Origin of the sequence: Actinobacillus lignieresii, assembly GCF_900444945.1 — a bacterium.
Lineage (GTDB): Bacteria > Pseudomonadota > Gammaproteobacteria > Enterobacterales > Pasteurellaceae > Actinobacillus > Actinobacillus lignieresii.
Map to the genome: position 1 here is coordinate 1,093,863 of NZ_UFRM01000001.1, position 24,063 is coordinate 1,117,925.

The window sequence follows — 24,063 nt, forward strand, 5'->3', positions numbered from 1 at the left end:
TTTACTTCCCCTCAATCTCCGCAATAATGCTGTCGATTTCGGTACGCAAGCGGTCAATTTTTGCGACGGTTTCGCTAATTTCGGCATTGAGTTCTCTGATGTTAATCACTTCTCGCTCGTCTTTTGCCTCAACGTAAGAACTGACTGCAAGGTTGTAATCGTTATCGGCAATGGCTTGGTTGTCCACCATTTTAACTAAATGATCAACATCGGCTTTGTCGCCAAACAATTTCAGAATTTCAGCGATATGCTCATCGGTTAAAACGTTGTTGTTGGTTTCTTTCTTAAAAATACCGCTTGCATCAATAAATTGGGTTTTGCTGTCAGTTTTATTTTTCGATAATACCAAAATATTTACCGCAATACTTGTGCCGAAAAACAGGTTTGGTGCAAGGGAAATCACGGTTTCCACAAAGTTGTTATCCACCAAATACTGACGGATTTTTTGCTCTGCACCGCCACGATAGAAAATACCAGGGAAAGTTACAATCGCCGCACGTCCACGAGCCGAAAGGTAACTCAATGCGTGCAAAATAAAGGCGAAATCGGCTTTAGATTTTGGGGCAAGCACGCCAGCAGGGGCAAAACGTTCATCGTTAATCAGCGTTGGGTCGCCATCGCCCACCCATTTCACCGAATAAGGCGGATTTGAGACGATTGCATCAAAGGGCTTGCTGTCGCCAAATTGCGGTTTGAGTAATGTATCGCCAAGCGTGATGTCAAACTTGTCGTAGTTAATGTTATGCAAAAACATATTCATACGAGCAAGGTTGTAGGTGGTGTGGTTGATTTCCTGACCGAAAAAACCTTCTTCAATGATGTGATCATCAAATTGCTTTTTCGCTTGCAACAAGAGCGAGCCTGAACCACAAGCAGGGTCATAAATTTTGTTTACCGCTTTTTGACCGTGCAAAGCAAGTTGTGCAATCAATTTCGACACATTTTGTGGCGTGAAAAATTCACCGCCCGATTTCCCCGCATTTGCCGCATAGTTAGAAATCAAAAATTCATAGGCATCGCCAAACAGGTCAATTTGGTTATCTTCAAAACTTCCAAAATCCAATTCCGCCACGCCTTTTAACACAGCTGCTAAACGCTTGTTTTTGTCTTCCACTGTGTTACCCAAACGGTTAGAAGTGGTGTCAAAATCGGCAAACAACCCCTTGATGTCATTTTCAGAATCGTAGCCTGTAGCAGAGCTTTCGATAGCGGTAAAAATTTCTTTGAGTTCGGTATTTAAATTTGGGTTGCTATGGGCGTTTTTTACCACGTTTTCAAACAGCTGACTTGGGTAGATAAAATAGCCTTTTTCTTTAATAACGTGTTCTTTGCCTAACTTGATATTTTCATCATCGTCCGACCAAGCCGCATATTTTATGCTCTCATCGCCACCTTCGATATAATTCACAAAATGTTCGCTAATAAAACGGTAAAACAATGTGCCAAGCACATATTGTTTGAAATCCCAACCATCAACCGAACCACGTACTTCATTTGCAATTTGCCAAATACGGCGTTGAAGTTCCGCTCTTTGTTGAATTGCTGTCATCTTATCTTTCCTCTCTTTGCTTATAATCAAAAGCGGTCGGATTTTTGCAAAATTTTACCAAAATCCGACCGCTTGTTAGGGTCTTACGCCCTTTGTTTAGGCTTCTATTGAAGTTTCTATGCTTTCTACGTTGTCTAACGCTTCGCTGTTTTCGTCTTCATCATCAGGTTCACAGACTCGTTCTACACTTACTACGCTTTCATCATCTGCGGTACGGATAATGCGAACGCCTTGGGTGTTACGGCCAACGAGGCTGACTTCTGCGACTCGGGTACGAACTAGTGTTCCGGCATCGGTAATCAGCATAATTTGATCCGTTTCTTCAACTTGAACTGCCGCAACTACTTTACCGTTACGTTCGTTCACTTTGATAGAAACTACACCTTTAGTTGCACGAGATTTAACCGGATATTCACCAATCACGGTACGTTTACCGAAACCGTTTTGCGTTACCGTTAGAATATCGCCTTCCGTACGAGGAATCACAAGTGAAACCACACGGTCGGTATCCAGACTCACGCTAGACTCATCCGCTTCTTCGTTTTCAATTTCTACGATTTCCGCTTCTTCAATGTCTTCACTTGAAATGTCTGTCGTAGCAAGTTTAATGCCTCGAACACCGGTTGCGGTACGTCCCATTGCTCGCACGGCTTTTTCTGCGAAACGTACTACTCGACCTTGTGCCGAGAACAACATAATCTCGCTCTCGCCATCGGTAATATCAACGCCAATTAACTCATCGCCTTCGCGAAGTTTTAAAGCAATCAGACCGCTTGAACGCACGTTACTGAACGCATCTAAACTTACTTTCTTCACCACACCGCTTGCGGTTGCCATAAAGATGAATTTATCCGCACTAAACTCACCGTTCGGAATCGGTAGAATCGCCGTAATACGCTCGTTTTCTTCTTTCACTAACGGCAGAATGTTCACGATTGGCGTACCACGTGCGCCGCGGCTTGCTTGCGGTAATTGATACACTTTTAATTGATATAAACGACCACGGCTTGAGAAACATAAAATCGTATCGTGAGTATTCGCCACTAATAATTTCTCGATGAAATCGTCTTCTTTCATCTTAGTCGCCGATTTACCTTTACCGCCACGACGTTGTGCTTCGTAATCCGAAAGCGGTTGGTATTTCACATAACCTGCGTGAGAAAGTGTGACTACCACGTCTTCTTGAGCGATTAAATCTTCCATATTGATATCGCCCGAAGCCGCTGTAATTTCAGTACGGCGTTCGTCACCGAATTCCGCTTTCACTTTTTCTAATTCTTCACGAATGACTTCCATTAAGCGTTCTGCACTGCTTAGGATACGTAACAATTCGCCGATTTCGGTGAGCAATGCTTTGTATTCATCCACAATTTTTTCGTGCTCTAAACCGGTTAAACGGTGTAAACGTAATTCTAAAATCGCACGTGCTTGCGCTTCGGAAAGATAATATTGACCGTCACGTACGCCTAAGTTTTCCGGTAAATCTTCCGGACGTGACGCATCAACACCGGCAACTTCTAACATTGGTGCAACATTACCCAATGCCCATGCACGCGCTAATAAACCTTCACGCGCCTCATCCGCTGTTTTTGAGTTACGGATTAATTCGATAACCGGATCGATATTGGCTAACGCAATCGCCAAACCTTCTAAGATATGCGCACGCTCACGCGCTTTGCGTAACTCAAAAATGGTACGGCGTGTTACCACTTCACGGCGGTGTTTTACGAATGCTTCGATAATCTGTTTTAGGTTCAATACTTTCGGCTGACCGTGATCAAGCGCAACCATATTGATACCAAACGTGACTTGCATTTGCGTTAATGAATAAAGATGGTTTAACACCACTTCACCGACCGCATCACGTTTTACTTCAATAACGATTGAGATACCTTTTTTGTCCGAGTGATCTTGAATACCGCTAATGCCTTCAATTTTCTTATCTTTCACTAATTCGGCAATTTTCTCGATCAGTTTCGCTTTGTTTACTTGATATGGAAGCTCAGTAACAATAATTTGCTCACGACCTTTTTCCGTGGTTTCTACGCTTGCTTTAGCACGCACATAAACTTTACCACGTCCGGTACGATACGCTTCTTCAATCCCTTTACGACCGTTAATAATCGCCCCTGTCGGGAAATCCGGCCCCGGGATAAAACGCATTAATTCTTCAATGCTAATTTGCTCGTTTTCAATGTAGGCTAAACAACCGTCCAATACTTCATTTAAGTTGTGCGGCGGAATATTGGTCGCCATACCAACCGCAATACCGGATGAACCGTTGACCAATAACGCTGGGATTTTGGTCGGTAGTACATCAGGAATCATCTCTTTGCCGTCATAGTTAGGCGAGTAATCCACGGTTTCCTTATCTAAATCCGTTAATAATTCCTGCGTAATTTTTTGCATACGCACTTCGGTATAACGCATCGCCGCCGGCGCATCGCCGTCAATCGAACCAAAGTTACCTTGACCGTCAACCAACATATAACGAAGTGAGAACGGCTGTGCCATACGTACAATGGTGTCATACACGGCTGAGTCACCGTGCGGGTGATATTTACCGATTACGTCACCCACCACACGTGCAGATTTTACGTGCGGGCGGTTAAAGGTATTGCTGTTTTGATCCATTGAGAATAACACGCGGCGGTGCACCGGTTTTAAACCATCACGCACATCGGGAAGCGCACGTCCGACAATAACGGACATCGCATAGTCGAGATAAGACGTTTTTAACTCGTCTTCGATACTGACGGGGGTAATATCTTTGGCTAATTCGCTCATTGAAATTTCCTAATCACGTTTAAAGAAGTAGCCCTATTCGTTAGGGCGAAAAATTCAGTCAATTATAGCACAAAAAACAGTTGAAAGTTGGATTTTGAAAGTTGAAAATGAACACAAGCGGTTAAATTAAGAGAATATTTTGCAATTTGACCTTTTTCACTTACTTAAGACAATTTTCTATGAATAATATTGATCAAACAGAACTCGATAAATTTGAAAAAATGGCAGCCACTTGGTGGGATCCGAACGGCAGTTTTAAACCGATTCACTTACTTAATCCGTTACGCCTTGATTACATTCAGCAAAAAGCAAACGGCTTATTCGGCAAAAAAGTCTTGGATGTCGGCTGCGGCGGTGGCATTTTAAGTGAAGCGATGGCAAGAGCCGGTGCAAATGTTACGGGTATTGATATGACAACCGAACCGCTTGACGTTGCACGTAAACACGCCGAAGAAAGCGGATTAACCATTGATTACCGCCAAACTACAATTGAAGATTTTGTGCAAAATCAGACCGCTTCTTATGCCGAAAAATTTGATGTGATTACCTGTATGGAAATGTTGGAACACGTACCGGATCCGCTTTCGATTATTCAAAGCTGCAAGGCGTTACTCAAACCGGATGGAGTGCTGTTTTTCTCCACCATTAACCGTACGCTTAAAGCCTATATGTTAGTTATCATCGGGGCGGAATACGTGCTTAAAATGTTGCCGAAAGGCACGCACGAATTTGAAAAATTTATTAAACCGGCGGAATTATTAAATTGGTGTGATATGGCGAATTTACGCTGCCAAGAAATGAAAGGTTATCATTTTAATCCGCTAACCGAAAAGTTTTGGCTGAATAATGATGTCAGTTGCAATTATATTGCAATGTTAAAATAGTATAGGAAACAAGCGGTTATTTTTGCCTAAAATTTTACAAAAATAACCGCTTGTATTTAATCTAACTTCGCAATGCCTAAATGCGCATAAGTTCGGCTGGTGGCAATACGTCCTCGCGGTGTTCGTTGCAAAAAACCCTGCTGAATCAAATAAGGTTCAAGTACGTCTTCAATCGTATCTCGCTCTTCGCCTATCGCCGCAGCTAAGTTATCTAAGCCGACCGGACCTCCGTCAAAACGCTCGACAATCGCTTGTAGTAACTTGATGTCCATAAAATCAAAGCCTTCGGAATCTACATCGAGCATCGCCAACGCTTGTTTAGCAATATCAGAGGTAATCACACCGTTATTACGCACATCGGCATAATCTCGTACACGGCGTAATAAACGGTTAGCAATTCGAGGGGTGCCACGTGAACGGCGAGCCACTTCATAAGCAGCATCCGGCGATAAATTTAAGTTTAAGCAATCGGCACTACGTTTTACGATCGAGGTTAAATCATCCACCGAGTAAAACTCTAAACGCTGTACAATACCAAAGCGGTCACGTAGTGGAGACGTTAATGAACCGGCACGGGTCGTTGCACCGACTAGAGTAAACGGAGGCAAGTCCAACTTAATCGAACGTGCCGCCGGCCCTTCACCGATCATGATATCCAGCTGATAATCTTCCATCGCCGGATAAAGCACTTCTTCAATTGCCGGTGATAAGCGGTGGATCTCATCAATAAATAACACATCATAAGGCTCTAAATTAGTCAGCATTGCCGCTAGATCGCCCGCTTTCTCTAACACAGGTCCGGAAGTTGTGCGAATACTCACGCCCATTTCGTTGGCAACAATATTAGCTAGGGTGGTTTTACCCAATCCCGGCGGACCAAAAATTAATAAGTGATCTAGCGCCTCATCACGCAATTTTGCCGCTTTAATAAAGATCTCCATCTGCTCTCGTACAGACGGCTGACCGACATAATCCGCCAATAATTTAGGACGAATCGCACGATCAATCACTTCCTCCTCACGCTTCGGCGAGGCACTAATTATTCTATCTGCTTCAATCATTTAAGGTATTTTTACTTTTTAAAGAGAGGCTTTTAATGCTTCACGAATTAATTGTTCGCTGGTTGCACCCGCTTTATTCACTTTCTTAATCATCTTCTCAGCATCAGCGAGTTTATAGCCTAACGCCACTAAGGCATCACGGGCTTCATCTGCCGGATCGTGCGAATGTGTTGCAACAATCGTTTCAACCGAATGTTCTTCAAAGAAATCACTTTGTGCCACACCTTTGAATTTGCCTTTGAGTTCTACTAATAAACGCTCGGCTGTCTTGCGCCCAATGCCCGGAATTTTAGTTAATTTGGCAAGTTCTTCATTTTCAACAGCATTGGCAAATTGTGAAACCGACATCGCCGATAAAATCGCAAGGGCTAATTTAGGTCCGACACCGTTGGTTTTAATCAATTCACGAAATAGTGTTCTGTCTTGCTTTTGTGCAAAACCAAATAATAAATGTGCATCTTCACGTACGACTAAATGCGTAAAGATTGTGGCTTCTTCACCTACTTGTGGCAAGCTGTAAAAGCTCGTCATCGGCAATAGCACTTCATATCCGACACCTTGAACATCAATTACCATTTCAGGCGGTTGTTTTTCAATAATTTTACCCCGTAATCTTCCGATCATTGATTTTATTCCAAACTAAAAAATTTGCCTTAGCATAACAGAAAACTGTATAGAATAACAGGCTAACAAGCGGTCTATTTCAGCTAATTTTTTTGCAAAAAAATAGCCCGCTAATCAGCGAGCTATTTTCAATCAAATTAAATTATGCTTTTTTTCTTACCACTAATTGGCTTAATACCACCAATGTCAGTGAGAAAATAATCATAATCGTTGCTAATGCATTGACTTCCGGCGTCACACCCGTTTTCACCAGCGAGAAGATTTTTAACGGTAATACTTCATAACTTGGGCTGGTAACGAATGATGAAACCACTACGTCATCCAACGAAATGGTAAAGCTTAATAACCAACCGGAAATAATCGACGGTAATGCCAACGGTAAAATAATTTTACGTAAAATCGTTACTTCGCTTGCACCTAAATCTTTCGCTGCTTCTAACATCTTGCCATCAAAATCGCTTAAACGAGATGAAATAGTAATGACCACATAAGGCAAACAGAACGTAATATGCGCAATTAATAACGAAATAAAACCAAGTTGCACACCTAAAATCATAAATAGCACTAATAAAGAAACTGCCATCACGATATCCGGCGACATCATCACGATAAACAGTAAACCACCGACCATTTGCTTACCACGGAATTTATAGCGGTATAGCGCAATCGAAGTTAATGCCCCTAAAACAGTTGAAAATGTTGCGGCAAAAAACGCAATCGTTAATGAGTTCATCGTCGCTTGCACTAACGTATCATTAGCGAATAAACGCTCATACCAGTTCCAACTGAATCCTTTCCATTGTAAGCCGTAACGGTCTTCGTTAAATGAGTTTACCACCAAAATAATAATCGGAATATAAAGGTAGGCAAACACCACGAACATAAAAAAGTTTCTTAAGGTCTTTTTCATTATTCAAGCTCCACCTTTTTATTTAATAATTTATTTGCACGGTAATAAACATATAACATTAACGCCATTAACACGGTAAGGGCGATACTAACCGCCGAACCTAATGCAAACTGGTTGGTATTTAAGAACAAGCTCTTAATAATATTACCGATTAACGGTGTTTTACCGCCGCCTAATAAGTCGGCAACATAGAACATTCCCATTGCCGGTAATAATACCAATAAACAACCTGCCACAATCCCCGGCATTGTCAGCGGAATGGTTACACGCACAAAACGTTGGAACGCATTCGCACCTAAATCTTTTGCCGCTTCTAATAAACGACCGTCAATTTTCTCGATGGAGGAATAAAGCGGTAAAATCATAAACGGTAACAGTATATATACTAAACCGATAATAATCGCCAATTCGGAGTTTAATAAACGAAGCGGTTCGTCAATTAAGCCGATTGCCAATAACGCCTCGTTTAATACCCCCTTCACGCCTAAGAAAATTTTAATGCCGTAGATACGGATCAGCGAGTTTGTCCAAAACGGCAATACGACTAAAAATAACAAAATCGGACGAATCTTCGCCGGCATTTTAGCGATAATAAACGCAAACGGATAACCGATGATTAAACAGAAAAACGTTGCTATCGCCGACATTTTAAACGAGTTCCACAATACCGTTGCATAGGTATCGTTGAACAACTGCGTATATGCGTCAAGGCTAAAGATGAAATCTACAAAGTATGCGCTTTGGCGGTTTTCGGTTAAAAAGCTGATTAACAGTACCAATACGTTCGGTACGAGTACAAAAAGCAACAACCAACCGAAGATAACCGAAACCGTTCCGGCTTGGAATTTGTTGTTAGCAATCTTCATCGTTGAGTACAACCTCCCAACCTTCATACCAAGTTAATGCCACTTTTTGACCGACCTCGTGATCGATATTCGGATCATCTTCGTTAAAGAATTCACTTACCAATACCGTCATACCGTTATGATCAAGTTTCACGCTTGATTCTAACGTCATACCTTTATAATTACGATCTAAAATATGACCGACAATCGCTTTAGAGCTTTCGTTTTCGTCCAACTCTTCGATCAAAATATCTTCCGGACGTAATAACACTTTCAGTTTTTGATTCGGCTGTACATCCATATCTTCCACTTTAATGTTACAAATACGACCTTCTACATTCGCTTTTACATTACGCGCATCAACACGTTCAATCACGGTTGCATCAAACACGTTGATTTCACCAATAAAGCGAGCTACAAATAAGTTTTTAGGCTCTTCATAAATTTCACGAGGCGTACCATCTTGTGCAATTTTACCGCCGTTCATTACGATGATACGGTCTGACATCGTTAATGCTTCTTCTTGATCGTGCGTAACGAAAATAAAGGTAATACCTAACTGACGTTGTAATGCTTTTAACTCATGTTGCATTTCTTTACGCAATTTATAGTCAAGTGCAGAAAGCGATTCGTCCAATAATAATACTTTCGGCTTATTTACTACCGCACGAGCAATGGCAATACGTTGTTGCTGACCGCCCGAAAGCTGAGCCGGTTTTTGTTCCGCTCTATCTTCCAAACGCACCATACGCAACGCTTCCATTACGCGAGGTTTGATTTGATCATTCGGCACTTTTTGCATACGTAAACCGAACGCCACGTTTTCAAAAATCGTCATATGCGGGAATAACGCATAACTTTGGAAAACCGTATTGACCGGACGTTGTTCGGCCGGAACGTTAGATACATCTTGACCGTCAAGAATGATCGAACCTTCCGTCAAGTCTTCAAAACCCGCAATTAAACGTAACGCTGTTGTCTTACCGCAGCCTGAAGGACCTAAAATAGTTAAAAACTCACCATCGTTAATGGTTAAATTTAAATTTTTAAGAATCGTTTTGCTACCATAGCTTTTCGTCACATTGCGTAGTTCGATGATTGGTTTTTGTTCTAACTGTTCCATCTACTTTTGTCTTCCCCCTAGGGCATAAAATGAAAATGCAAAATCTGAATTATTTTCAGGGCGAGTGCGTAACTATACGCATAAAATTAACTGCTAATAATATAGCGAACAGCTCAATTTTAAAAGCAAAAATTTGATTTTTAAGGCATTTATTTCGGTCGAGAGCCACTGAACAAGCGGTTAAATTTCGCTGATTTTTTGTAATGTTAAATTAGTTTCAGTTATTCGATACGGATCGCAAAATTTTAAAGAAATTCGACCGCTTGTTGTCTTTCGGCTAAAATATTGCGGTTTAAAAAGTGACTGAAGATAAAGTAAATAAAAGTAGATAAAATGAAATTAAATGATCAACAACAACAAGCGGTAGAATATGTAACAGGAGCTTGCCTTGTGTTAGCGGGTGCAGGCTCGGGCAAAACGCGTGTCATCATTAATAAAATCGCTCATCTGATTGCGCATTGCGGTTACTCACCAAAACAAATCGCAGCGGTAACCTTTACCAACAAAGCAGCACGTGAAATGCGTGAGCGTGTTGCCCATTCCATCGGCAAAGAAAACAGCAAAGGGCTAACCATTTCAACCTTCCATACTCTTGGTTTTGAAATTTTAAAACGTGAATACAAATTACTGAGTTTCAAATCCGGTATGACGTTGTTTGATGAACACGATCAACTCGCATTACTCAAACATTTGTTACCGGAAAATGCGGCGGAAGATAAAGATTTACTCAAAGCATTGATTTCTACTATTTCCAACTGGAAAAACGATCTGCTTTCGCCCGAAACGGTATTAACTCGAGTGCGAGATGAGCGTGAACGTGTGTTTTCGCATTTTTATCAGCTCTACCAAAATCAGCTAAAAGCCTATAATGCGCTTGATTTTGACGATTTAATTATGCTGCCGGTATTACTATTTCGCCAATTTCCGGAAGCGAAAACCCGTTGGCAGCAAAAAGTCCGTTATTTACTGGTGGACGAATACCAAGATACCAATACCAGCCAATATGAGTTGATCAAATTATTGGTAGGCAATGAGGCAAATTTCACGGTTGTTGGTGATGATGACCAATCAATCTATTCGTGGCGTGGTGCAAAACCAGAAAATATGCAACGTTTGCGTGAAGATTTTGATTTAAAAGTGATTAAACTGGAGCAAAATTACCGTTCCAGCCAACGCATTTTGCATTGTGCCAATATTTTGATTGATAACAACGATCATATTTTCCAAAAACGCTTGTTTTCGAATTTAGGCGAAGGCGAAAAATTAAATGTTATCGAAGCCAAAAATGAAGAACACGAAGCGGAACGTATTGTTGGGGAATTAATCGCCCATCGTTTTTCCAACAAAACCAAATACAAAGATTATGCGATTTTATATCGTGGTAATCATCAGTCTCGCTTGCTGGAAAAATTGCTGATGCAAAACCGTATCCCCTATAAAATTTCCGGCGGAACGTCATTTTTCGCCCGTGCCGAAATTAAAGATATGATGGCTTACTTGCGTTTAGTAGTTAATCAAGACGATGATGCGGCGTTTTTACGTATCGTTAATACCCCAAAACGGGAAATCGGTGCGGTAACGCTGGAAAAACTGGGCTTACTTGCCAATGAAAAACAGGTCAGCTTGTTTGAAGCGATTTTCGATTTTGAATTGATTCAACGTCTGACACCCAAACCCTATCAAGCATTGCAAGATTTTGCCCGTTGGATTGTCGAAATTGCCGACCAAGCGGAACGCTCTGATCCGATTGAAGCGGTAAAAGATTTATTGGCAAAAATTCAATACGAAGCCTATTTGTACGAAACCGCCACTTCGCCGAAAGCGGCTGAAATGCAAAGCCGTAACGTGCAAACGTTGTTTGAATGGGTGCAAGGTATGCTGGAAGGCGATGAAATTGAAGAACCGATGACGTTAGTGCAAGTGGTAAACCGCCTGACGTTGCGTGATATGTTAGAACGTGGTGAAGGTGAAGATGATGATGAAGCGGACCAAGTGCAATTAATGACGCTGCATGCTTCAAAAGGTTTGGAATTTCCGCACGTTTTCTTAGTCGGGATGGAAGAAGGTATTCTGCCGCACCAAACCAGCTTGGATGAGGATAATGTTGAGGAAGAACGCCGTCTTGCTTACGTAGGCATTACTCGAGCGCAACAAACGCTAACCTTTTCACTCTGTAAAGAACGCCGCCAGTACGGTGAAATTATCAAACCGGAACCAAGTCGCTTCTTACTTGAATTACCACAAGACGATTTAGTTTGGGAAAGTGAAAAACCGAAAATGACCAAGGAACAGAAAGTCGAAAAAACCTCAGCCAATATCGCCAACCTAATGGCAATGCTAAAGGCGAATAAAAAATAAGATTTTCCTCACATTAATAAGGGCTAACAGTGTTATCCCTTATTAATAACGAGTTATTTGGTTTTATGTTATCCCATATAACCGCTGATGATTTCGCCTAATTTGTGTTCGAATTATATTCTCTGGTTCAGCTCTTAATTTCGCTAATTGCGCCAATATTGCTTGTAATTGCTGTGAAATACTCGCATTTCCCAAACTTTCGTGTCGCCACGGGCTGTCGGTTTCAATCAGTAAGCGATTAAGCGGTAATTTTTTGGCAATTTTTTGCGTTTTCGGATTCCATAAAATATCCGGTGTAACACTGGCGAAATAAGGGGTACGAAGAAAACGTTCAAACGAATCATCATCGGTTTTAAACCAATGGAAATGCGCATGTTGAATTTGGTATTTTTCCAGCAAATCCAGCATTATCGCCACATCATCATGCACGATATGCAAATTTAACGGTAAATTTAACCGCTTGCTTAATGCAACAAATTGTTCCAATAAGGCAAGATAGGGCCGATAATCCAGCTTAGGATTCCGTCTTTTTAGATAATGCGGTAATCCTACTTCACCGATAGCGGTCAAATTCGCTCGATTTTTTACAATCCAATCAAATAACGCTTGCTGCTGTTTCTCATCAATTAATACCTGTTCAGGATGAAAACCTGCCGCAATTTGGATTTTCGGAAATTTTTGTTTTAATGCGAGTAACGTTTCCGCACTGGCTAAATCTGTACTGACCGCCAATATACCTTGCAGCAAAGGATCACTCACTATCCGCTCTATTTGGCTCACATCAAGCTGATCTAAATGAATATGGCTATCAAACATCTCTTTCTTATCTCTATTTACAAGCGGTCGAATTTACAAAAAATGCTGTAAATTCGACCGCTTGTCACTTAGCTATGCTGTAACGTATCAAAAATCACTTCGGCAAGTTGTTTTGAAATACCGGGTACGGATTGAATCTCTTCTAACGTAGCGGATTTCACACCTTGCATACCGCCGAGATATTTCAATAATGCTTGGCGACGTTTTGCCCCTACACCGGCAATAGATTCTAATCCGCTTTCCGTAAAGGCTTTTTGGCGTTTTTTACGGTGTCCGGTAATCGCATGATTGTGTGATTCGTCACGAATATGTTGAATCAAATGCAAGGCGGGACTGTCCGGCGGTAAGTGAATTTCCTTATCCCATTTGCTGATCAATAAAGTTTCTAAACCGGCTTTTCGCTCTACTCCTTTCGCCACACCAATTAACAACGGTTTACGCTTATCCCAACTGACATTTAACGAAGTAAAGGTTTCCAACGCTCGATTCAGCTGACCTTTCCCACCATCAATAAAAATAATATCCGGAATTTTTTCTTCTTCTAAATTGCGGTCATAACGTTTTAATAAGGCTTGTTCCATTGCCGCATAGTCATCACCACCGGTAATACCTTCAATATTAAAACGGCGGTAATCCGATTTTAGCGGCCCATTTTCATCAAATACGACACAAGAAGCTACCGTTTGATTACCCATTGTGTGAGAAATATCGAAACACTCCATTCGCTTGATTTCCGCTAAATTGAGTAATGCCTTGAGCGAATCATAACACTGGCGAATATGCGTATCTTGTTTAAGTTGTAAGGTAAGAGCGGCTTCCGCATTGGTTTTTGCTAATGCCAAATAGCGGCTTTTATCGCCACGAATATTTTTATCGGCAATACTGACTTTATGCCCCGCTTGTTCGGACAGCACATTAGCTAATGCAGTCACTTCACTTAACGACTGATCGATAATAATTTGATTCGGTATCGTGCGATGTTGGTTCATTTGTAAATAAAACTGACCGACAAAGGTATCCGCCAACTCGCTTAAATCGGTATTGTTCGGCACTTTAGGAAAATAGGAACGATTACCCAATACCTTACCGTGACGCACAAATAAAATATGTACGCAAGCAATACCGTGTTGATAAGCGATCGAAATAATATCCAAATCATCCAAACGTTCGTTAGAGACAAATTGTTTTTCTTGCACCGCTCGTACCGATTGGATCTGATCGCGAAAACGAGCCGCCGCTTCAAAATCCAGATCTTGCGCAGCGTTTTCCATTTTTTGTACCAAATGTTCCACTACTTGCCCGTCTTTACCTTGCAAAAATAAACGAACAAGATTCACTTGGTTATCATATTCCGCTTGTGAGTAATAACCCTCCACACAAGGAGCAAGACAACGCCCTATTTGGTATTGCAAACAAGGGCGAGAACGATTTTTATAGTAGCTGTCTTCACATTGGCGAATCGGAAACAGTTTTTGCAGCAAGTTTAGCGTTTCACGCACTGCACCTGCATTCGGATACGGGCCAAAATATTCACCGGCAACTTTTTTACTACCACGAAACGAAGTAATTCGGGGATGTTGATGCTTTGTGAGTAAAATATACGGATAGGATTTATCATCACGCAAAAGCACGTTGTACTTCGGCTGATTCTCTTTAATGTAATTATGTTCAAGCAATAACGCTTCCGTTTCCGAATGGGTAATCGTGGTTTCGATATGATGAATGTTAGCGACTAACGCCTCGGTTTTCTTACTGGCGAGTTGGCTACGAAAATAACTGGATAAACGCTTTTTGAGATCTTTGGCTTTACCGACATAGATAATAGTATTTTTCGCATCATACATACGATAAACACCGGGAAGATGAGGAACATCGGCAAGAAAGGCTTTGGCATCAAACATAAATAAAATTGAGTATCCGATTAAATAGAAATTAACTCTATGATAACCAATATTTAATCATTAGTGTACTTCCCTCTCAAAGCCTGCCGTGCATAAACAAAAAGCGGTCGTAAAAACAACCGCTTTTGCAAAATTATTCGGTTAAACCGCCATTAGAAACTATAGTTCATACCGATTTTAAACTCACGTCCCGGGCTTGGCGGCGTGACTTCAAGATTTCTTTGGCTGTGACTACGATAGAATTTATTACCGATGTTTTTTACCGTGAAATTCACATTGAAGTTGTCTTGATTAAGCGGCTGCCAGTTTACGAAAATATCATGTACGCCGTATCCGATACGTCTTCTCGTTTCGACTTTCGGCGCAGCGCCCGTTTTATACTCTTTAGACTGAGCATAGCGACCTAACCAACCGATCTCTAAATTCGGTTCAACAAATTTATACGAAACACCGGTACTCCATTGACGACCTTGCGGAATAACATTCAGCGGATCATTAGAAAGCGCAAAATCCGCTTTCGGATCGGCATACGCCACACCGGCGGTTAATTTTAATGCGTTCCATTGATAATCCAACTCGGCTTCATAACCTTTCGTTTTTAAGGTTCCCGCATTGCTAATGATACTGTTGGTCGTTTGATAGAAGTTTTTAACTCTTTGCTCGAACACGCTGCCTTTTAAATTAAAATCGACATATTTCCATTCAAAACCGACTTCCGCCAAACGTACGTCTTCGGTTTTCAATTTAGGATCGATAAAACGTAAACCTCTGGCTTTATCTAATGAACCGCGGTTATCGGTTATGGTATTTGCCGAAGCTAAAATAGGGCTGCGACTTGCATAATTTAATTTAGCATTCAAAGCAAAATTCGGTGTAATGTCCCAAATCAATCCGAAACTCGGATTTAATCTTTTATCGGATACCGATTTATTACCGGCAAGCGGTTTACCGTTTTTATCCACTTTACCAGCCGTATCCAAATCATAGTAATCATAACGTAACCCTGTGGTTAAGGTCAGCACTTTACCTAAAGACCAAATCCCTTCGGCATATAATCCGTATTCGAATTTTTGTTCGCCTTTAATATTGCCGAACGAATTCTGACTACCTGTCTGCTCTTTACGCAGATTCACACCATATTTAAACAGATGCTCTCCGCCAAATTCGCTGGTAAAGCCTAAATTAGCCCCCGTTGTTTTGGTTTTAGAACTACGTTGATAACCGGTTAATTTATTTTGCTGATAATCTTCTCGCTTATCCGTCCCTAAAATATGGAACACATTCGCTTTAACGTCTCGAGCAAAGCCGATGTCTTTCGCATCATACTCAAGGTTGTAGGTACGTTTGGTCGTGTTCGCATTTACCGGGCGGCTATTAAAAATCATCTCGAAACGATCTTGTCCCGCACCATAAAACGACTCTTGACGGAAACTTAAGCCGATACGCTGTTTATCGGTAATATCATAGCCGAATTTCGCCAAATAATTACCTTGACGACGAGCGGTATTATTCACTACTCGGCTATTTTTATTCACCGCATCCGAATAACCTTTACCCGCCTTATAGTTTTTATCGTCTCCCCAACTGCCTAATAGCAATACATCCAGATTATTCGCTTGTCCATAGAGTGAAAGCGAACCGTTAATGCCGCGATTACTGTTATATTCGGAACCGATACGCGCACCGAATGATCTGCCGTCTTTCAATAAATCTTTTGCCGATACCGTTTCCGCACGGATTACACCGTCCGTTATACCGATACCGGCACTAGCGGAACCGGCGCCCTTATCGATTTTAATCGATTTCACCATAGACGGATCCAGTTGGAAACGACCTTGGTGATACCACTGTTGAGTATTTGTCGAAGTATTATCGACAATCATACCGATACGATCTTGTCCTGATCCGCGAATCGAAATGTATTGTGCGGACACGCTACCTCCACCGACGTTAATGTCCGTACGATTAGCCAGTAATTCGCGCAGGTTACTGATATTTCTAGTATGATTCACCGTAGGTTGAGCTTGAACCTTCACCGTATCAAGTGTAGCTTGATTAGCTTCCACATAGCCGGCGACGGCTAAACTAATTAAGCTTAATTTAAATATTGTTTTTTTATGCATTATGAGTCTCCTTTTAAAAAAGGTCTTAAGTTTAAATAAAAACAATTATCATTTCAATTTGTTTTACGCATAAAAAAAGCGAGATATTATCTCGCTTATATCGTTTCGGTTCTCTTTAATTACGATTTTAATAAACTGCCTTTTGCCGCATTTAAATATTGCATCATTGACCAGAGCGTTAAACCAGCGGCAATATACAGTAAAATCCAAGCAAGCACTTCCATCGCAAAATTAAACCGCCACAACATTCCGCCAAGCGCCAACATTTGTGCGGTGGTTTTAAATTTTCCCCACATAGAAACCGCTACACTGGCGCGTTCGCCTAATTCCGCCATCCATTCTCTCAATGCCGAAATAATAATTTCTCTCGCAATCATAATCGCCGCGGGAATAGTAATCCACCACGTATGATAATATTCCACTACACACACCAACGCCACCGCAACCAATACCTTATCCGCTACCGGATCTAAAAACGCCCCTAATTGAGTGGTTTGATTCCATTTTCTTGCCAAATAACCGTCGAAAGCATCGGTAATGGACGCAATAAAAAAAATCAGCGTTGAAATTTCAGCGGCATACCAACCGGCAGGCAAATAAAAAGCAATGACAAACAGAGGAATTAACACGACCCGAAATAAGGTTAAATAGGTAGGAAAATTTAGTTTCATATAGTGGCATTTGCAAAGTAAACGTTCGGTTATCTAAGTGTATCACACTCATAAGAAAATTTTTAACTATTGTATAGATAAAGTCAATTGACTTTGGCTAAATTTGTCGCTAATTTACACTTGATTTATGGAAGTTTGTCCATACATAAATAAAAGTTTTGTTCAACTTAAAGGAAACAATATGGAAAATCGTGTAATTAGCGGTGCAGCAGGTAACGAATCGTTACTTAGCACCCACAAAGTATTACGTAATACTTATTTATTACTTTCAATGACATTGGCTTTCTCGGCCGTTATTGCTTTTGCGGCAATGTCAATGAACGCACCTACACTACCGTGGTGGGGATTATTAATCGGTTTCTACGGTTTATTATTTCTTACTAATGCTACTGCAAACAGCGGTGCGGGTATCTTAAGCGTATTTGCTTTAACCGGCTTTTTAGGCTACACCTTAGGCCCAATTTTGAACCGCTATATCGGTGCGGGTTTAGGTGATGTCGTCGCTCTTGCATTGGGTTCAACCGCATTAGTATTTTTTGCTTGTTCGGCTTACGTGCTGACGACCAAAAAAGACATGTCGTTTTTATCCGGTATGATGATGGCATTATTTGTGGTGTTACTCGTTGGGATTATTGCTAACATTTTCTTAGCGATTCCGGCATTAAGCCTTGCGATGAGCGCACTATTCGTCGTGTTCTCAAGCGGTGCGATTTTACTGGGTACCAGCAATATTATTCACGGCGGTGAAACCAATTATATCCGTGCAACCGTGGATTTATACGTATCTATTTACAACTTGTTCTTAAGCCTATTACAAATCTTCGGCGTATTAGGTAGTGACGATTAATCTAAAACGAATTTAAGAGAGTAAGTGCCACACCCGTGGCACTTTTTATTTTATGTATTACATTGAATTAAACGAAAAAAAATACCCAACCGACGCTTCCGGCTATCTCACTCATCTTGCAGATTGGTCGGAAGATCTTGCCATTGAAATCGCGAAGAAGGAACACATTGAACTGACGGATGAACATTGGGAAATCATCTTTCTGGTACGTGACTTCTATCAAGAATATAAAACCTCACCAGCAATCCGAATGTTAGTTAAAGCAATGGCGAAAAAATTCGGTGAAGAAAAAGGAAACAGCCGTTATTTACAACGCTTATTCCCTGACGGCCCCGCAAAACAAGCAACTAAAATTGCCGGTTTACCTAAACCCATAAAATGTTTATAATTATTATTAATTGAGATTCATTCTCAATAACAACTCTAAATGAGAATTCATCGCTAAAAGGAGAATCTATGAAACTTTCATTTTTAAAACAAGCATTTGTGGTCGTACTAGGTATGAGTGCAACACTCGCTATGGCCGCCCCCTTTAAAGTCGTCACTACTTTTACCGTTATCCAAGATATTGCACAAAACGTTGCCGGTGATAAAGCGATTGTCGAATCCATCACGAAACCCGGCGCCGAAATTCATGATTATCAACCGACGCCAAAAGATATCGTAAAAGCGCAAAAAGCGGATCTTATCTTATGGAACGGTATGAATTTAGAACGTTGGTTCGAGCGTTTCTTTGAAAACGTAAAAGGTAAACCGGCAGTTGTAGTGACCGAAGGTATTACGCCGATTGCAATTACCGAAGGCGAATATAAAAACTTACCGAATCCGCATGCTTGGATGTCATCGGCTAACGCTTTGCAATATATTGAAAATATTCGCGCCGCATTAGTGAAATACGATCCGAAAAATGCCGAAAGTTATAACCAAAATGCTAAAATTTATGCAGAAAAAGTAAAAGCCATTGCGGAGCCGTTACGCCAACGTCTATCCGTTATTCCGGAAGCACAACGTTGGTTAGTAACCAGTGAAGGGGCATTTAGTTATTTAGCACAAGATTATCAGTTAAAAGAGCTTTATTTATGGGCGATTAATGCCGAAGAGCAAGGCTCGCCGCAACAAGTGAAAAAAGTAATCGATGGCGTAAAAGCCAATAATATTCCCGTTGTTTTCAGCGAAAGTACCGTATCGGATAAACCGGCGAAACAAGTGGCAAAAGAAACCGGTGCATTATACGGCGGTGTGTTATATGTCGATTCACTTTCAACCAAAGACGGTGCCGTACCGACTTATTTAGATCTATTAAAAGTAACGATCAGTACGATTGTTGACGGTTTTGAAAAAAGTAAAAAATAACATGGTATCCATTCCTACTTCTATTTCCGTTGAAAAGCTAAGTGTCCGTTATAATAACGGGCATTTAGCCTTATATGACGTATCCTTCCAACTGCAAAACGGTACGATTTGCGCCCTAATCGGCGTAAACGGCGGCGGTAAATCCACACTATTTAAAAGTTTAATGGGATTAGTTAAACCTCAAACCGGTACAATTCTGTTAAACCGAATGCCGATTCAAAAAGCATTGAAACAAAATCTGGTGTCTTATGTACCGCAAAGTGAAGAGGTCGATTGGCAATTTCCGGTTTCCGTTTACGATGTCGTTATGATGGGACGTTACGGTTATATGGGATTGCTACGCCGTCCTTCATCTCTTGATAAACAAAAAGTGATGCAAGCGATGGAACGAGTGGACATTTGCCACTTGCAGCATCGCCAAATCGGTGAACTTTCCGGCGGGCAGAAAAAACGCGTGTTTCTTGCTCGAGCATTAGCGCAAGAAAGCCAAATTATTTTGCTTGACGAGCCGTTTACCGGTGTTGATGTAAAAACCGAAAATGCCATCGTTGAATTGTTGCAGCAACTGCGTAGCGAAGGACATTTAGTTTTAGTTTCAACTCATAATTTAAACAGCGTGCCTAGCTTTTGTGATCAAGTATTGATGATAAACCGTACCTTACTCGCTGCAGGTAAAACCGAAACCACCTTTACGACCGAAAATCTGGAAAAGGTCTTTGGCGGCGTACTGCATTATCTCGCTAAAGATATTGGATAGATTAGATTGATAAAGACCGCCAAAAACAAGCGGTCTTTTTTTCGTATTTTTTAACATTACGTAACGAATATAAAACCGAGTAGCTTCTATATTTCTCTTTTCACAAAACTCACTAACATCGGCTGCACAATACGTGCATAATCTTGCGTATTTAAAATAATTGAACATTCTAACGTACCGGCGTTAAAAGCAAGTTCAGCATAGCGTTCAAGTAAACTAGGATCTGCAATAAGTTTAAGATCCGGATGAAAGCTAAAAGGTGGAATCGCACCAAAGACACAATCTGTAAGTTCATCAACTTCTTTAGGACTGGCAAGAGACGCCTTTGTACCGCCTAAGTATTGGGCGATTTGATTTAAATCCGCCTGCTCATCGGCTGGTAAAATAGCGAGTACCGCTTGTTTTACACCATTTCCTTTGATTTTACACACCAAGGCTTTTGCCCCTTGCCCGATTTCCGTACCACGAATTTTCGCAACCTCTTCCGATTTACCGGCACTCACATGACGGACTACTCGATAACGAGCTTGATATTGGTCTAAAAGTGCGGTCAAATTTTCGAATGTTTTTTCCGACATATTATTTCCCTTAGTTAATGATCTGATTTCAGTCCGGCACCACACATCGTAATTAAGCAATCTTCTACTGCACCATATAGCTCACAGTAGTGAAGATAAGCCGCATAGCTGGCTGCGGTAGTGTGTTCACAATAAATCCCTTTTTTGGCCAAAGCGTTTCGTGCCGCAAGAATTTTATCTTCCGGTGCATGTACAAAACGAATCGCATATTTTTCCGCATAAGCTAAAATTTCACTTGCTCGCATAGGCTGTCCAATGGCAATGCCTTCGGCGATAGTCGGCTTAATCTCAACCTGTTCTGCAAATTTTTGCCCTTTTTTGACCGCTTGCAATAAGGGATCACAATATTCGCTTTGTAATGCAATAATCGTTGGCATTTCATCAATAACGCCACTTTCCAACAAATGTTCTAGTCCTTTAATGACACCAATAAACAAAGTACCGTTTCCAACCGGAACGACAATATGTTTTGGAATCCGCCCGAGCTGTTCAAACGTTTCATAAATATACGTTTTCGTACCTTCATAGAAAAAGGGGTTATACACGTGGTTGGCATAATAAACGCCCTCATTTTCAACTTTAGCACGACATACATCTGCACAATGATCACGGCTACCTTTAATCACATTAGCTTTAGCACCATGCGCCTCAATCATATTAATTTTTTTCGGCGATGTTCCTTCCGGTACAAAAATTTCACATTGAATACCCGCTTTAGCGCAATAGGCTGCGACACTATTTCCTGCATTACCACTACTATCTTGTACGACCGATTCAACACCAATCGACTTACAATGACTGATAAGTACCGCCGCACCACGGTCTTTAAAGGAAAGCGTTGGCATAAAATAATCCATTTTTAATAATACGTTTTCATCAAAGCGAACTATCGGCGTCATTCCTTCGCCCAAGGAAATATCACGCCAACTTTCATCTTGCAAAGCAATAAATTTTCGATAACGAAATAAGCTCCACTCATGGCGATCAATCGTGTTGAGATCGAATTTAGGCGGTTTATAATCCAGTGTCCATAAGCCTCCGCATTGACATTTTGCTTGGCGAGTAGATACCGATGCGGTTTGTTGGCATTGATTACAGATAAATTTCATATTGATTCTCCTAAGCAAATTCGGCAACCGCATCAATTTCGATAAGTGCGTTGTAATGCAAATTACCGCAAAGTACAACAGTACGAGCCGGTTTATGTGAACCGAAAAAATCAGCATAAACTTGATTCACCGTATCCCAATAAGCTACATCGGGAATATACACACGGCATTGCACAACATCATTTCTACTAAGACCGGCAGCGGCGAGCACTCGAGCTAAATTAGCGAGAACTTGTTTGGTTTGAGCGGCAATATCACCAACAATTTTCCCATCAGCATTAAATGGAAGTTGTCCCGATACATACAACATACCGTTGGATTTTATTGCCGGAGAATAATGCCCTTTACTTTGATTCGGTAGAATAATTTCCATTAGCGTTTTCCTCTTACTTCATCTAAATAACTATAAATGGTCACTTTATTTACGCCTAATTTTTCAGCAGCTTTCTCAATACTGCCTTTCATTAAAAACAAGCCTTTTTGTTCCATAAAACGAATCTTTTCAATTTTTTCATCTCGATTCATCGTCTGAACAGATTGCCCGTTTAAAATTTTATCCATTAAATTTTCTACCATTGCAGAAAGCGGAAGTTCTTCTATTTCTAGCGTGTTCTCAGTTTGTTTTATCTGATTTAGGTTAGGCAATAAGGTATTTAAGTAAGCAATTTGCTCAGTAATCGGTGTTGTATCAATATTGATACACAAAGCACCAACTAGCTGTTGATTTGGGTCAAAAATCAGTTGAGTGGATGAACGAATAAGTTTACCCTCGACTTCAAAATAGTAATTGGCTACATAGTTATTATTCAACTTATCCGATAACATCACTTCCTTAACCAAATGGTCAAAATTCTGCCCCGGTTTACGATGTGTAACATCGCCGGCAACATACACTACCGAATGCTCAGGGCGATTTAAATCATGTAAAACCACTTCACAACTTTTACCAAACGTTTCAACTAACATCTCTGCCATCGAAATATAAGGGATAAGAATTTGGTTCATAGTATCTCCATAGAATTTTTTATATAGAATATATAAAATTTTATATACCATCAATAAATTTATATAATTTCTTATATAAATCCATTGAAAATTATACAGAGTTGCCCCTCCCCTTAAATTTTTCTTGTAATTTCGCTCAATTTTGCTAAATTCTTCAGGTTATTTTGCTATTTTTTAAAGGTCTAACCATGAACCAATTAGATTTAATCAAATCTTCAATCAAATCGACTCCTGACTATCCGAAAGCAGGTATTATTTTCCGTGACATTACCTCATTATTAGAAGTGCCGGAAGCATTCAAGGCAACCGTAGATGCCATCGTTGCCGAATTTAAAGACAAAGGTATTACTAAAGTCGTCGGAACCGAATCTCGCGGCTTTATCTTTGGTGCACCGGTAGCACTTGCGTTGGGCATACCTTTTGTATTAGTGCGTAAACCGAAAAAATTACCTCGTGAAGTGATTTCACAATCTTATGCTTTAGAATATGGCGAAGATACGCTGGAGATCCATTTAGATTCGATAAAAGAAAGTGACAATGTGTTAGTTGTGGACGATTTATTAGCAACCGGCGGCACAATTGATGCAACAGCCAAATTAATTCGTCGTTTAGGCGGTAAAGTAGAACACGCTGCATTTGTGATTTGGTTACCGGATTTAGGCGGTAAAGAACGTCTGGAAAAAGAAGGCATCAACTCATTCACATTAGTTGAATTTGCCGGTCATTAATATTTCTTAGTACGGAATACTATTCCGTAACAAA

22 protein-coding genes are annotated in these 24,063 nt (G+C 40.8%); 7 read left to right on the top strand and 15 right to left on the bottom strand.

Going from position 1 to position 24,063, the window contains the following annotated elements; genetic code table 11:
• Position 1: 1 nt before the first annotated feature.
• Positions 2 to 1,549 carry a type I restriction-modification system subunit M gene (locus tag DY200_RS04915; protein WP_115587136.1) on the bottom strand — a complete coding sequence of 516 codons (1,548 nt, stop codon included), beginning with the start codon at positions 1,547 to 1,549 and terminating at the stop codon, positions 2 to 4.
• A gap of 96 nt (positions 1,550 to 1,645) precedes the next feature.
• Positions 1,646 to 4,336 (bottom strand): DNA topoisomerase (ATP-hydrolyzing) subunit A, encoded by a 2,691-nt coding sequence (gyrA, locus tag DY200_RS04920; protein WP_115587137.1) that lies wholly within the window; start codon positions 4,334 to 4,336, stop codon positions 1,646 to 1,648.
• Positions 4,337 to 4,515: 179 nt separating this feature from the next.
• Between gyrA and ubiG the strand changes: the two genes are divergently transcribed.
• Positions 4,516 to 5,220 (top strand): bifunctional 2-polyprenyl-6-hydroxyphenol methylase/3-demethylubiquinol 3-O-methyltransferase UbiG, encoded by a 705-nt coding sequence (gene ubiG, locus DY200_RS04925; RefSeq protein ID WP_115587138.1) that lies wholly within the window; start codon positions 4,516 to 4,518, stop codon positions 5,218 to 5,220.
• A gap of 56 nt (positions 5,221 to 5,276) precedes the next feature.
• Here the strand turns inward: ubiG and ruvB are convergent, their stop codons facing one another.
• The 5 genes from ruvB to potA form a co-directional block, all read right to left on the bottom strand.
• Positions 5,277 to 6,281 carry a Holliday junction branch migration DNA helicase RuvB gene (gene ruvB / locus DY200_RS04930; RefSeq protein WP_115587139.1) on the bottom strand — a complete coding sequence of 335 codons (1,005 nt, stop codon included), beginning with the start codon at positions 6,279 to 6,281 and terminating at the stop codon, positions 5,277 to 5,279.
• A gap of 18 nt (positions 6,282 to 6,299) precedes the next feature.
• Positions 6,300 to 6,905, bottom strand: coding sequence for a Holliday junction branch migration protein RuvA (gene ruvA / locus DY200_RS04935; RefSeq protein ID WP_115587140.1), 606 nt, complete (start codon positions 6,903 to 6,905; stop codon positions 6,300 to 6,302).
• 142 nt (positions 6,906 to 7,047) lie between these two features.
• A complete protein-coding gene (gene potC / locus DY200_RS04940) occupies positions 7,048 to 7,815 on the bottom strand; it encodes a spermidine/putrescine ABC transporter permease PotC (RefSeq protein WP_039708954.1) in 768 nt (255 codons plus the stop codon).
• Positions 7,815 to 8,681 carry a spermidine/putrescine ABC transporter permease PotB gene (gene potB, locus DY200_RS04945; protein WP_005603539.1) on the bottom strand — a complete coding sequence of 289 codons (867 nt, stop codon included), beginning with the start codon at positions 8,679 to 8,681 and terminating at the stop codon, positions 7,815 to 7,817. The genes potC and potB overlap by 1 nt, the downstream gene beginning before the upstream one ends.
• Positions 8,668 to 9,783, bottom strand: a complete 1,116-nt coding sequence (gene potA, locus DY200_RS04950; RefSeq protein WP_005600350.1) for a spermidine/putrescine ABC transporter ATP-binding protein PotA — start codon at positions 9,781 to 9,783, stop codon at positions 8,668 to 8,670. The genes potB and potA overlap by 14 nt, the downstream gene beginning before the upstream one ends.
• Positions 9,784 to 10,116: 333 nt before the next feature.
• Here potA and rep point away from each other — a divergent pair, with 333 nt between their 5' ends.
• Positions 10,117 to 12,141, top strand: a complete 2,025-nt coding sequence (gene rep / locus DY200_RS04955) for a DNA helicase Rep (RefSeq protein WP_115587141.1) — start codon at positions 10,117 to 10,119, stop codon at positions 12,139 to 12,141.
• 63 nt (positions 12,142 to 12,204) lie between these two features.
• Here rep and DY200_RS04960 read toward each other — a convergent pair whose 3' ends face one another.
• The 4 genes from DY200_RS04960 to pgsA all read right to left on the bottom strand — a co-directional run bounded on the left by DY200_RS04960 (position 12,205) and on the right by pgsA (position 17,652).
• Complete coding sequence (locus tag DY200_RS04960) at positions 12,205 to 12,957, bottom strand: TatD family hydrolase (RefSeq protein ID WP_115587142.1); 753 nt, start codon at positions 12,955 to 12,957, stop codon at positions 12,205 to 12,207.
• 68 nt (positions 12,958 to 13,025) lie between these two features.
• A complete protein-coding gene (gene uvrC / locus DY200_RS04965) occupies positions 13,026 to 14,858 on the bottom strand; it encodes an excinuclease ABC subunit UvrC (RefSeq protein WP_115587143.1) in 1,833 nt (610 codons plus the stop codon).
• A gap of 152 nt (positions 14,859 to 15,010) precedes the next feature.
• Complete coding sequence (locus DY200_RS04970; RefSeq protein WP_115587144.1) at positions 15,011 to 16,981, bottom strand: TonB-dependent receptor domain-containing protein; 1,971 nt, start codon at positions 16,979 to 16,981, stop codon at positions 15,011 to 15,013.
• Positions 16,982 to 17,100: 119 nt separating this feature from the next.
• Positions 17,101 to 17,652: a CDP-diacylglycerol--glycerol-3-phosphate 3-phosphatidyltransferase gene (gene pgsA, locus DY200_RS04975; protein ID WP_005619923.1), complete on the bottom strand. Its 552-nt coding sequence runs from the start codon at positions 17,650 to 17,652 to the stop codon at positions 17,101 to 17,103.
• Between the two features lie 181 nt (positions 17,653 to 17,833).
• On the opposite strand from pgsA, the gene DY200_RS04980 reads away from it, so the two are divergent.
• The 4 genes from DY200_RS04980 (at position 17,834) to DY200_RS04995 (ending at position 20,609) form a co-directional block, all read left to right on the top strand.
• A complete protein-coding gene (locus tag DY200_RS04980) occupies positions 17,834 to 18,499 on the top strand; it encodes a Bax inhibitor-1 family protein (protein ID WP_115587145.1) in 666 nt (221 codons plus the stop codon).
• Between the two features lie 52 nt (positions 18,500 to 18,551).
• Positions 18,552 to 18,887 (top strand): TusE/DsrC/DsvC family sulfur relay protein, encoded by a 336-nt coding sequence (locus tag DY200_RS04985; RefSeq protein ID WP_115587146.1) that lies wholly within the window; start codon positions 18,552 to 18,554, stop codon positions 18,885 to 18,887.
• Between the two features lie 68 nt (positions 18,888 to 18,955).
• Positions 18,956 to 19,852 (top strand): metal ABC transporter substrate-binding protein, encoded by an 897-nt coding sequence (locus DY200_RS04990; protein ID WP_115587147.1) that lies wholly within the window; start codon positions 18,956 to 18,958, stop codon positions 19,850 to 19,852.
• A 1-nt stretch (position 19,853) separates the two neighbouring features.
• Complete coding sequence (locus DY200_RS04995) at positions 19,854 to 20,609, top strand: metal ABC transporter ATP-binding protein (protein WP_115587148.1); 756 nt, start codon at positions 19,854 to 19,856, stop codon at positions 20,607 to 20,609.
• An 86-nt stretch (positions 20,610 to 20,695) separates the two neighbouring features.
• Here DY200_RS04995 and DY200_RS05000 read toward each other — a convergent pair whose 3' ends face one another.
• Genes DY200_RS05000 through DY200_RS05015 form a run of 4 tightly spaced genes read right to left on the bottom strand, consistent with a single transcriptional unit; the run spans position 20,696 to position 23,301 of the window.
• Positions 20,696 to 21,187, bottom strand: coding sequence for a YbaK/prolyl-tRNA synthetase associated domain-containing protein (locus DY200_RS05000; protein ID WP_115587149.1), 492 nt, complete (start codon positions 21,185 to 21,187; stop codon positions 20,696 to 20,698).
• Positions 21,188 to 21,201: 14 nt separating this feature from the next.
• Positions 21,202 to 22,296: a threonine synthase gene (locus DY200_RS05005; protein ID WP_115587150.1), complete on the bottom strand. Its 1,095-nt coding sequence runs from the start codon at positions 22,294 to 22,296 to the stop codon at positions 21,202 to 21,204.
• A gap of 10 nt (positions 22,297 to 22,306) precedes the next feature.
• On the bottom strand, positions 22,307 to 22,669 hold the full coding sequence (locus tag DY200_RS05010; RefSeq protein WP_115587151.1) for a RidA family protein: 363 nt from the start codon (positions 22,667 to 22,669) through the stop codon (positions 22,307 to 22,309).
• Complete coding sequence (locus tag DY200_RS05015) at positions 22,669 to 23,301, bottom strand: helix-turn-helix transcriptional regulator (protein WP_115587152.1); 633 nt, start codon at positions 23,299 to 23,301, stop codon at positions 22,669 to 22,671. Before DY200_RS05015 ends, DY200_RS05010 begins: the two co-directional genes overlap by 1 nt.
• A gap of 188 nt (positions 23,302 to 23,489) precedes the next feature.
• Between DY200_RS05015 and apt the strand changes: the two genes are divergently transcribed.
• Complete coding sequence (gene apt, locus DY200_RS05020; RefSeq protein WP_115587153.1) at positions 23,490 to 24,029, top strand: adenine phosphoribosyltransferase; 540 nt, start codon at positions 23,490 to 23,492, stop codon at positions 24,027 to 24,029.
• Positions 24,030 to 24,063 lie beyond the last annotated feature (34 nt).